6 protein-coding genes and 1 pseudogene are annotated in these 11312 nt (G+C 61.7%); 6 read left to right on the forward strand and 1 reads right to left on the reverse strand.

Going from position 1 to position 11312, the window contains the following annotated elements; all coding sequences use genetic code 11:
* The first annotated feature begins 18 nt into the window (after positions 1–18).
* The 6 genes and pseudogenes from AABM54_RS19835 to AABM54_RS19860 all read left to right on the forward strand — a co-directional run bounded on the left by AABM54_RS19835 (position 19) and on the right by AABM54_RS19860 (position 6942).
* Positions 19–744 (forward strand): RDD family protein, encoded by a 726-nt coding sequence (locus AABM54_RS19835; RefSeq protein ID WP_347901683.1) that lies wholly within the window; start codon positions 19–21, stop codon positions 742–744.
* The gene (locus AABM54_RS19840; RefSeq protein ID WP_347901684.1) at positions 741–1721 is read left to right on the forward strand and encodes a stage II sporulation protein M; all 981 of its coding nucleotides are present in this window, start codon (positions 741–743) and stop codon (positions 1719–1721) included. The genes AABM54_RS19835 and AABM54_RS19840 overlap by 4 nt, the downstream gene beginning before the upstream one ends.
* Positions 1708–3237 (forward strand): DUF4129 domain-containing protein, encoded by a 1530-nt coding sequence (locus AABM54_RS19845; RefSeq protein ID WP_347901685.1) that lies wholly within the window; start codon positions 1708–1710, stop codon positions 3235–3237. The genes AABM54_RS19840 and AABM54_RS19845 overlap by 14 nt, the downstream gene beginning before the upstream one ends.
* Entirely contained in the window at positions 3234–4397 is a 1164-nt protein-coding gene (locus tag AABM54_RS19850) for a DUF4350 domain-containing protein (protein ID WP_347901686.1), read from the forward strand. The genes AABM54_RS19845 and AABM54_RS19850 overlap by 4 nt, the downstream gene beginning before the upstream one ends.
* Positions 4394–5395 (forward strand): MoxR family ATPase, encoded by a 1002-nt coding sequence (locus tag AABM54_RS19855; RefSeq protein WP_347901687.1) that lies wholly within the window; start codon positions 4394–4396, stop codon positions 5393–5395. Before AABM54_RS19850 ends, AABM54_RS19855 begins: the two co-directional genes overlap by 4 nt.
* A 214-nt stretch (positions 5396–5609) precedes the next feature.
* A pseudogene (locus AABM54_RS19860) lies at positions 5610–6942 on the forward strand (DUF58 domain-containing protein).
* A gap of 31 nt (positions 6943–6973) precedes the next feature.
* Here the strand turns inward: AABM54_RS19860 and AABM54_RS19865 are convergent.
* Entirely contained in the window at positions 6974–11308 is a 4335-nt protein-coding gene (locus tag AABM54_RS19865; RefSeq protein WP_347901688.1) for a hypothetical protein, read from the reverse strand.
* Positions 11309–11312 lie beyond the last annotated feature (4 nt).

Here is an 11312-nt window from a genome sequence, read left to right on the forward strand (position 1 = left end):
CACATCATCAGGTTGCCCATGTTCGAGACCCCAGCACTGCCACGGACTGCACCGCTGCACCCGCCACTGGACACCGGGTACAAGGTCGAAACGCCTGAAGGTGTCGACCTGCCCCTGCGACCGGCCGGGCTGATGCCGCGTGCATTGGCGTTTTCGATCGACCTGGCGTTTCGCGGGCTGATCCTCGGCCTGCTGTTTATTGCCCTGGTGTCTCTCGGTGAACTGGGGCTGGGCCTGGGCTCGATTCTGCTGTTGGTGGTCAGTTGGTTGTACATGGTGCTGTTCGAGGTGCTCAACCAGGGCCGCTCACCCGGCAAGCAGATCATGGGATTGCGCGTCGTACGGGATGACGGCACGCCCATCGACTGGGGACCTTCGCTGACCCGCAACCTGCTGCGGTTTGTCGACATGCTGCCCTTCGGTTACTTCTTCGGCGCCCTCAGTTGCCTGCAACACCCGACCTTCAAGCGACTCGGCGACCTGGCTGCCGGCACTCTGGTGATCTACCGCGAGCAACCGCTCACCCGGCCCAAACTGCCTGCGGCACAGGCGCGGCATGCCCCGTTTGCCCTCAGCCTGATAGAGCAGCGCGCCATCCTCGGTTTTGCCGAACGCCAAAGTGAACTGTCCGCCGACCGTGTCAGCGAACTGGCCGCCCTCCTCGCCGGGCCGCTAAAGGTGCCGGCCGCCCAGGCGGTCACAGAACTCAACGGCATCGCCCGTGGCTTGCTGGGGCCGACATGAAGCAAAGCCTCTTCGAAGCCCGTCATCACACCGAGTGGGAGCAATTCTCCCAATGCTTGCAGCGGCTTGAACGTGGCAAGGCTCGCACCACCGAAGACACCGACTTCCCCAAGGACTACCGTCGCATCTGCCAGCATCTGGCACTGGCCCAAGCTCGCGGCTACAGCAGTTTCCTGATCGACCCGCTGCAACAACTCGTACTCCGGGGCCACCAGCAACTCTATCGGCATCGCACCCGACTCGGCGCCAGCCTGCTGGGCTTCATCCTCGCCGGTTTCCCCCGGCTGGTGCGTGAGCAATGGCGATGTGTACTGCTGGCCAGCCTGGTGTTCCTTGGCAGCCTGCTGGGTATCGGATTGCTGGTCTATCTGTTTCCGCCACTGATTTACAGCCTGATGCCGGAGGAACAGGTGAGTGCCATCCAAAACCTCTACGACCCCGCCACCGGGCAAATGGGGCGCACGACCGAACAGGCGTCCAGCCAGAACTGGCTGATGTTCGGCTACTACATCATGCACAACATCACGATTGCCTTTCAGACCTTCGCCAGTGGCCTGCTCTTTGGTCTGGGCAGCGTGTTTTTCCTGCTATTCAACGGCCTGATGATTGGCGCCGTCGCCGGTCACCTGACGCACATGGGTTTCGGGCAAAGCTTCTGGTCATTCGTCATTGGCCATGGCGCGTTCGAACTCAGCGCCATCGTGCTCGCCGGGGCGGCCGGGTTGAAACTGGGGTGGGCGCTGATTGCACCGGGGCGCCTTTCACGGGGCGAAGCCCTGCAACTGGCCGCCCGCACAAGCGTGCAACTGATTGCCGGGGTGATGCTGTTTCTGCTGATCGCGGCGTTCATCGAAGCCTACTGGTCATCCCTGGCCGGGCCCTCACCGCAGACCAAATACCGGGTCGGCGCCGGGCTATGGTTGTTGGTCGCCGCTTACCTGACCCTGGCCGGACGAACGCCCCATGCGCCTGAGTGATGCCAGCGTCGTTATCCGTCCACGTACGCCCTGGGAAGCCATGGACCTGGGGGTGTTGTTGAGCCAGCAACATCGCCGGTTGCTGATGATCAGCTGGGCCGTTGTCACCCTGCCGGTGTTCGGCCTGTTGAGCCTGTTGCTGTGGGACTCACCGTCTCTGGCCCTGCTGATTTTCTGGTGGCTGAAACCGGCGTTCGAACGGCTGCCGCTGTACATCCTCTCAACCGCCCTGTTCGATGAAACACCCAGCCTGAAACAGGCGCTTCGCCAATGGCCACGCCTGCTCAAACCGCAACTGCTGGCGAGCCTGACCTGGCGCCGGTTCAGCCTCAGCCGCAGCTTCGTGATGCCCGTGATGCAACTGGAGGGCCTGGGCGGACAGGCACGGCAACAACGTTTGCGGGTGCTGCAACAGCACAACACCAGCGCCGCCCGCTGGCTGACGGTGATCGGCGTACACCTGGAAAGCGCGTTGTGGATCGGCTTGATGACGCTGTTCTACTTGATGTTGCCGCTACAGATCGAATTCGAGTGGGACTGGCAGACGCTGATCGCCGCGTCCGAGCAGGACTGGTTGTGGCTGGAGCACCTGAGCAACGCCTTTTACGCGCTGGTGCTGATCGTCTGGGAACCGATTTACGTCGCCTGCGGTTTCAGCCTCTACCTGAACCGGCGCACCGTACTGGAAGCCTGGGACATCGAACTGGTGTTCCGCCGATTACGCCAACGGCTCAGCAACGTTGCCGTCACTCTGCTGCTGGGCACCTTGTTGCTGATAACCGGCGCCCAGCCACTCTGGGCCGACGAGCCTCCCGCATCACCCGACAGCCCGCGCCTGCTGACACAGCCGCTGACCAGCCAGGCGTCACAAGACAGCATCAACGTCATTCTCGACGCCCCGCCCTTCAAGAACACGCAAACCGTTACCCGCTATCGCTTCGGCGAGAATCAGCCCGAAGCGTCAGGCGATGAAAAGACACCAGACTGGTTGAAACGCCTCTTTGACTGGCTCGACAGTCACACGTTGAGCCACATCACCAAAGTGCTGGAGATTCTGCTCTGGGCCAGCGTGATCAGCGCCGCAGCGTGGCTGATCTGGCGTTATCGCGATGGGGTACAGGCCTTTGTCGGTCGACGACCACCCGCCCGACGCGCACCATCACCTACGCTGGCCACACGAACTGATCCCGACATCGAAACCTTGCCCGATGACGTGGCCGCCCATGCTGAACGCCTCTGGCAGACCCAGCCTCGGGAGGCGCTCGGATTGCTGTATCGCGCACTGCTCAGCCGCGTGCAGCATGACTTCGCCCTCCCCCTCGGCCCTGCCGACACCGAAGGCCAGGTGCTGGAGCGGATCAGGCAATTGCAGCAACCCGCCCTGCTGACCTTCAGCACCGAGCTGACCCGACACTGGCAAAACATGGCCTACGGGCATCGCTTGCCACCGCCCCTTCTGCAACAGCAGCTCTGCCAGGGTTGGCGCGATGTGTTCGGTCCGGGAGCGGTGCATTGAACCGGCGCCTGTGGTGGCTGCTCGGCGTGCCGGTTATCGGTTTGCTGGCCGCCCTGGGCCTGTCCGTGTATTTCAATGCCACGCCTTATCAGGAGGTTATCGATTACGGCCCCTCACCCGAAGCTCGGGCCAATCCGTACCTGGCGGCCGAGCACTTCCTGCGCAAACAGGGGCTGAATGTCAGCCACGCCAACAACCTGAGCATTCTGGCGACCCTGGAGCCGAACGGGCACAGCCTGTTGCTGCTGGGCGAACGTTCGAACATAACCCCACGCCAGGCCGATCAGGTGCTGAACTGGGCGCGGGCCGGCGGCCGGGTGCTGATGGTTGCCGAGGCGCTCTGGGATGAAAGAACCGCCAGCAGCGGCGACCTGTTGCTCGACCGGGTGCAACTGCACCAATCCTTGAGCAAAGACCTGAAAGAACCGCCACCCGACATCGGCGAAGACCCATACCCCAACCTCACCAAACTGTATCTGGAAGACGAAGACGCCCCGGCCTACGCCAGCTTCGACACCGAGTTCCACCTTGAAGACCCGAACAACCTCGCTGACTCCTGGGCCAACAGCGCCCTGGCCACGCACCTGATGCAACTGAGTTACGGCCAGGGTTCGATCACCGTGGTCACCGATGCAGACCTCTGGAAAACCCCGAACATCGGGCGCTACGACAACGCCTGGTTGCTCTGGTACTTGTATTCGGGCACCGACGTGACGCTGGTCTTCAATATGGATCACGATGACCTGCTGACTTTGTTGCTGCGCTATTTCCCGCAGGCGCTGGTGGCGCTGGCCGCATTGATTGGCCTGTGGATCTGGCACGTGGCGTTGCGTCACGGCCCTCTGCAGGCACCACCTCCCAAGGCACGTCGGCAACTTCAGGAACATGTGCGGGCCAGTGCCGACTTTCTGCTGCGGCGCAACGGGCAGGAGCGTCTGTTGCAAGCGTTGCAGCAAGACCTTCTGCGTCGGGCGCGGCACCGTCACCCAGGCTTCGAACACCTTGGCGTTACCGAACAATGGCAGGTGCTCGCACGCCTGACCCGCCAACCCACCCGCACCATCAGCCAGGCCCTCAGCCCACGGCCAAAACAGCGGCTGTCCAGCGCTGACTTCGCCCGTCAGGTCGCCCACCTGCAAACCCTCAGGAATGCCTTATGAGTGAACAGATCGAGCCCACCGGCCAAAGCCACGCCGCCCAACAACGACAACGGGCCAGCCAACTGGCGCAGGCGGTGCGCCTGGAGCTGCAAAAAGTCGTGATCGGTCAAAACGCCGTGATCGACGACGTCCTCACGGCACTGATCGCTGGCGGCCATGTGCTGCTCGAAGGAGTGCCCGGCCTGGGTAAAACCCTGCTGGTGCGGGCATTGGCACGCTGCTTTGCGGGCGAGTACGCGCGGATTCAGTTCACCCCGGACCTGATGCCCAGCGATGTTACCGGGCATGCGGTCTACGACCTGCACACCGAGCAATTCAAGCTGCGCAAAGGCCCGCTGTTCACCAACCTGCTGCTGGCCGACGAGATCAACCGTGCGCCGGCCAAAACCCAGGCCGCGTTGCTTGAAGCCATGCAGGAACGCCAGGTTACCCTCGAAGGCCGGGCCCTGCCGATTGCGCAACCGTTCATGGTGCTGGCCACCCAGAACCCCATCGAACAGGAAGGCACCTACCCCCTGCCCGAGGCCGAACTGGACCGCTTCATGCTCAAGGTGCGTATGGACTACCCGGACGCCGAGCAAGAACTGAACATGGTCCGGCAGGTCTGTCGCTCGACCCGCGCCGACATGCTGGAAGTGCAGCCCTTGCGCGTCGTTCTACAGGCCAGGGATGTACAGGCCTTGCAACGGATCGCCAGCGACCTGCCCCTCGACGATCAGGTCCTCGATTACGCCGTGCGCCTGGCCCGTGCCACGCGCAGCTGGCCCGGCCTGACCCTGGGCGCCGGGCCGCGTGCATCCATCGCGTTGGTGCGCGGTGCCCGGGCCCGGGCGCTGTTGCGCGGCGGTGAATTTGTGATCCCCGATGACATCAAAGGCTGCGCCTTGGCGGTGCTGCGCCATCGCGTGCGAATCGCCCCGGAACTGGACATCGAAGGGCTGGATGTCGATCAGGTGCTCAAGCAATTGCTTGAGCAAGTCCCGGCACCAAGAGTGTGAGTATCGCGATGTCGATGACACCTAACCCTGTGGCGAGGGAGCTTGCTCCCGCTCGGCTGCGCAGCAGTCGTAAAACAGGTAGACGCGTTTTACCTGACATTACACGTTGGCGGTTTTTGGGGCTGCTGCGCAACCCAGCGGGAGCAAGCTCCCTCGCCACAACTCGTATGCCTTGCAAACAGGTCGGTGGCCCTATGACAAGGACCCTCACCCCATGAAACCCTCTCGCCTGCTGCTGGCCTGGCTCGCCATCCTGCTGGGTTTGAGCATCGTGCCCGGCAGTTGCAGGGCACTGGGACTGGACATCGCGCCCAGCCTGCTGTCGATCAATTGGGGCTTGCTGCTGGCACTTTTACTGCTGGCGGTACTGGATGCCTCCCGGCTCAGGCGCGTGCCGTCGCCACGGGTACAACGGCAGGTTCCCACAAGCCTGGCACTCGGGCGTTGGGGGAAAATTCAACTGAACATTGAACACGACTGTTCACACGCACTGAATGTTACGGTGTTCGACCACGTTGCGGACGGTTTGAGCATCGAGCACCTGCCGCAACAGGTCGAGCTGCAACCTGGCCAGCAGAGCCGTTTGCACTATCGCTTGCGTGCGCTCAAGCGCGGGCATTTCACCTTTGAACGGTGTGAGATCAGCCTCCCGAGCCCGCTGGGTTTGTGGACCGCACGGCGTTTTGTAAGCGTCGCAAACGACACCCGTGTCTACCCGGATTTCTCGCGCCTGTATGGCGCCCAACTGCGGGCAGTCGACCACTGGCTCAGTCAACTGGGCGTGCGCCAGCGACAACGGCGCGGGTTGGGTATGGAATTTCATCAACTGCGCGAGTTCCGTGAGGGCGACAGCCTGCGCCAGATCGACTGGAAAGCCACCGCTCGCCAGCGCACGCCGATTGCACGGGAATATGAGGATGAACGCGACCAGCAAATCATCTTCCTGCTCGATTGCGGCCGGCGCATGCGCAGCCAGGACGGTGAACTGACCCACTTCGACCACGCCCTCAACGCCTGCCTGCTGCTCAGTTACGTCGCGCTGCGCCAGGGCGACGCCGTGGGGCTGAGCACCTTTGCCGGCGACCAAACGCGTTACCTCGCCCCCATCAAAGGCAGCGGCCAGCTCAACGTATTACTCAACGCCGTCTACGACCTGGACAGCAGCCAGCGACCCGCCGACTACCAGGCCGCTGCCAGCCAGTTGCTGACACGCCAGAAACGCCGTGCCCTGGTGGTGCTGGTGACCAACCTGCGCGATGACGATGACCACGAGCTGCTCAGCGCTGTAAAACGCCTGAGCCGATACCATCAAGTGCTGGTGGCCAGCCTGCGCGAAGAAGTCCTGGACCACCTGCGCCATGCCCCCGTGCACACCTTGCCCGACGCCCTGGGCCTATTGCGGCACGGTGGATTACTTGAATGCACGGACCGAACTCCATGAGCAGTTGAGCGCCCAGGGAGTGTCGGTGCTGGATGTGCGACCCTCAGAACTGGGGACCGGATTAGTCACGCAGTATCTGAGCAGGAAAAAAGCAGGCGTGATGTAGCCATGTTAAAAAGCCACTTGTCCGCCACCAATCAAGTGCGGCTTTCTGGTTCCGATAAGTTTTCCACCGTTACGGTGACGCTACCAGATTCGGTAGTCCCGCCCGGATTACGCAGTTCGACCGAAAAACTTAAACCCCCAGCCTCAAGAGGACTGTAAATGCGCGACAACTCACCCTTGTGATCAGTCGTCGCCGATAAATAGCCACTACCCGCCACCGAGTAAAACACCTCTCTGCCTGGCATCGGATCCCCGGAGACTGTGGCAACGATCCTGGCTGTAAACGTCACATACTCCCGGATACCAACCGGATTCTTCGATGCAGTAACAGCCGCTACCTTGGCATGTGTTGGATCCGTGAGTGGATCCAGCACCGTAAATGCCTGGCTTTTTGAGGCAGAGCCACTGCCACTGGTCGTTGCAATCAGGTCAAACGTCCCGATATTCGCAGGCTTGAACTTGACGCTCGTGCTTCCATCGGCATCGGTGAGCGAGGGTAACAACTGCAACTGCGGGAAGCTCCAGCTCACCTGTGCACCGTGCGCTGGCGCACCACTACGGCCATAAACGACCCTGGCTTGAGCAGCAGCTTCTTCCCCAAGATAAACAGTCGGTTTTTCGGTAGAAAGGCCTTCAAGCAACAACGCATCTTCCTGCGTCGTAAACAACAACGAAGCCGTATCCCAGCCCCCCAGCCCTCCACGCACCGAGGCCACCAACACCGCATCACCAGGCGCACCGAGCCTGAAACGAACACTCGCCTTGCCCTCGGCATCGGTCCGCGTCGGGGCCAGCGAAAGGCCGGCAAACTCCCACATCACTTCAACATTGCTCAAAGGCTGACCGGTAAGAGCCGACACCATGGTGGCCTGTGCCTCACCCTCTTCCCCCGGATAGGCGCCCTGACCGACGCGAACCAATGTCTTGATTTCACGCGGCTCATTCACCACAAACGCCAACGAAGCCGACTCGGAATACACCTCATCCCCCACCGTTGCCCTCAGCTCGGCGGCCCCCGGGGTTTTCGGAGTGAAGTTGATCCGCGTCACACCATAAAAATCGGTCACCGTTGTCACCGCCCCAAGGTCGGGGCTGCGCCAGGTCACGGTCCAACCGGACATCGGCTTGCCGCTGACGGCAGACACCACTGTCACCTGCTCATACAGCTCCTGCCCCCAATCGAGTGTTTGATGAACACGGTTGTTCCCGATGATTTTCAGTACCTGCGAACCGCTGCCCAGCGACAGCGCATTGGCCGATGACAGGTTCGACAACCGCGACGCGGCCAGGCGCAGCGCAAAACTGCCATTCTTCAGGTCTCCCCCCTTGAGCGTGTAGCTCAACCCCTGATGGGTCATCAATTGCGGCACCCCGAGGGCCGACGACGCGAAGCTCAGGCCCAGCTCGGCAGGGCCTGTGCCCGTCAACCCCAGCGTCACGTACTGATCCAGCAACGGACTGCCCTCCGGCACCGACAACTTAAGACTGTGCTCCCCCTTGCGCCGAGGGAAATACGTCTTGGCGCCCCAGTCCTGGGCGGGCTGCAGATCAAAGCTGACCTTGAGTTCCTGCCACGGATCGCTCGCCAGCGCGTTGACGATCATGGAACGTTTGTCCTGATAATCGTCATAAGGGCTGGAAACCTGCGCCTCAACGTCATACCGCTGCGCGGCCACCGGCGTGAAGGCATAGCCGGACCAGCCGCGGGTGTCGGTGTTCACCACGTCCGGTGCAGTATCCCCGCGCCACCGCACAGGCACCTGCGCGACCGGTTGCCGGGTGAACGCGGACACCACTTGAACCCACAGCCAGGCACGATCCTGCCCGACGACCGGGTCCACGGCCGCTTCGTGCAGCGCCTCGATCCTGACTTTGTTGTGCGCCAGTTGCATCACATTGGCGGTGGACGTCAGCGAGAGCTGAGGCAGCGCCAGCGCCAGAGCAAACTGGCCGTTGTTCTGACTGGCGGAGAAGTCCAGCGCCCAGGCTGCGCCCCCGGCGCTGATGGCCTGAGGCAGGTGCAACTCAGGTGTAACCGTTACCCCCAGCTCATCGGCGGGCTTGCCCGACCATTCCAGTTTTAAGTTCAATCCGATCAGCGGACTCAGGGCATGGGGCAAGAAGTTGTAACGATGAAGCGCCCCCAGACACGGATAGAGCGTCTGGTTGCCCACCGTTGCCGACACCTGATCGAGCACGATGTGCCCTTCATCGGCCAGATTTTCGGAAAGTAAACGCCCGGACAGCTCCCGAGCGCCCGAGACCTCGGTACTCGTGAGCGACAACTCGAACAAGCCACTGCGGCTGGTACTGAACCCGGAGCTCAGCCTCCATTCCCAGCCACCTTGCGACGTCGCGGTCGGCACTCCAATCGTCAACCCCAGATCCGGCGCTCCATCGCGCAAGGTCAAGCTCATGGGTTTGTCCTTCACCGGGCTACCCGCCGTCGGCGTCACGCGAAAGGTATGCGACTGGTCACGTAGACAGGCGATCCCGACAGTGGCCCGGTCCACGGGCTCGTTATCCAGATGAAACAAGACTTTGTCCTTCCACGGGCTGCTCGCCAACGCTGTCACTGCAAACTCGCGCTCAACCGGCGGCATGTCCACGTGGGCCCTGACGTTTGCGGTAATGGTGTAAGCCCCTGCGTTTTTTGGCGTATCCAGCACACTGGCCCAGCCCCCCGCCCCCGTGACGGTGGACACCGTGCCATTGGGCCCCACCCAGTCAACCAAGGCATTGACCACCGGGTCACCAGGCCCACTGGCGAGGATATGCAGCGCCTGCACCATCAGCAGCACACTCTCTTGCTCATCCACCACCGGGGATTTGTTGGCCTCCCGCACGTCGCCAATCTCGACCCTGTTGCGTGCCAGTGACATCGGTTTTTTGCTCGACGCAAGCAACAGCTTTGAGCAGCCCAGCAGCAGATCGAACTTGCCATCGAGACGATCATCGCAGGTCAGGGTCCAGGTCAGTTCAGCGGCGCTCACCGGGACCGGCTCTTCAAGCTGCGGACTCACCGTCACCCCCAACTCGGCAGCGGAGTCACCCTCCCACTGCAGCCACAGTTCGGTCTCCAGCAATGGACTGTCGTCAGGCAGTTTCACGGTCACCGGGTAGTGGGTACCGCGATTGGGGTAGCCGGTCTTCTCGTCCCAACGGGCTGCCTTGCCGTCGATGACAGCCATGATCTCTTTCCAGGGATCGGTCGCCAGCACCCGAACGTCAAACCCTTGAGTGAACACACCGCTGGCGTAGTACAGACTCTCCACCGACGCCTCGATGACAACGTCACCCGCGCGGGCTGGTGCGTAATCGAAGTAAGCCCAACCCTCGCCATCGGTGAGCACCGAGGTTGTCTGCCGCTGCCCTCTTACTCCCCAGTTCACCGTCCGGCCGTCAAGCGGTTCACCGGTGTAGTGCGACGCCACCTGAACCCCCAGGCGCACGCGCTGTTGGTACTCGAGAACCGGATAGTAAGCCGCCTCCAGGACCTCACGGAAGGCGAGCCGGTGATGCCCGAATGAAACCCGGATCGGGTAGGCATCGGCGGTGTACTTGTTCAACAAGTTGAACGAAAACTCATGGGGGCCATCACCCTCGATCAGCGGGCAGTCGAGCAACCATTGATCATCAAGCGGGTGATCCACCCCCAGCATCGGCGTCGCCACAATGGCACCTTGCGGGTTGTCTTCGCTGTTCAGTGAGGCGTGGGTATCGAGCCAGGCATTGTCCGGCGCCGGCACAAAGCCAAGCCGGTGTTGATAACTCCCGCTCGCCCCCAGACACAGGTACAACGGGCGCTCCGGCGACAGGGGCTGGTCGTCGAATGTCAGCTGTTGCAGCACCAACGGCTCCAGGTGCAGGAGAATCTTGATCCGGGTGATAAAGATGATCATCTCGTATTCATCATCTCGGCTGGCCGGGCTGATCACGCTGACACGAACCCTGTCGTTTTGTTTGAGTGGTAGCGTCAACTCGACTTCGTACCCGACAGGCTTGAACTCCATGGGTTGTGCCTGGCTATTTCGAGACCGGCCAGGAGGAATCGTTATCACCTGCGCAGGTTCGGAACTCCCTTCAATGCGGACCTCCACGCGGCCAGCTGCGTAGTGCCACGATTCGCAAAGAAAGCTCAGGATGTAATTGGCGTTAGCGCGAAGGTCCTTTGGCACCTCGATCACCTGACTGACCGAGGCTTGATTGCCAACGATCAGATAAGTAATTACTTCGCCGTTATAGGAGTCGTCTCCGCGATCAATCCAACTGGGATTGGTCGAGCCTTCTACCCAGTGTTCATACCCTTCGTAAAATTCGCCATTGAGTACCAGGCTCGCATTGGCCTGAATAATCGGATCACTCATGATT

This window comes from Pseudomonas purpurea (genome assembly GCF_039908635.1).
GTDB classification, from domain to species: domain Bacteria; phylum Pseudomonadota; class Gammaproteobacteria; order Pseudomonadales; family Pseudomonadaceae; genus Aquipseudomonas; species Aquipseudomonas purpurea.

Bases quoted from the DNA above. Each gene is read 5' to 3' on its own strand.
- AABM54_RS19865 (WP_347901688.1), bottom strand. From the start codon at position 11,308: ATGAGTGATCCGATTATTCAGGCCAATGCGAGCCTGGTACTCAATGGC.
- AABM54_RS19835 (WP_347901683.1), top strand. From the start codon at position 19: ATGTTCGAGACCCCAGCACTGCCACGGACTGCACCGCTGCACCCGCCA.
- AABM54_RS19845 (WP_347901685.1), top strand. From the start codon at position 1,708: ATGCGCCTGAGTGATGCCAGCGTCGTTATCCGTCCACGTACGCCCTGG.
- AABM54_RS19840 (WP_347901684.1), top strand. From the start codon at position 741: ATGAAGCAAAGCCTCTTCGAAGCCCGTCATCACACCGAGTGGGAGCAA.
- AABM54_RS19855 (WP_347901687.1), top strand. From the start codon at position 4,394: ATGAGTGAACAGATCGAGCCCACCGGCCAAAGCCACGCCGCCCAACAA.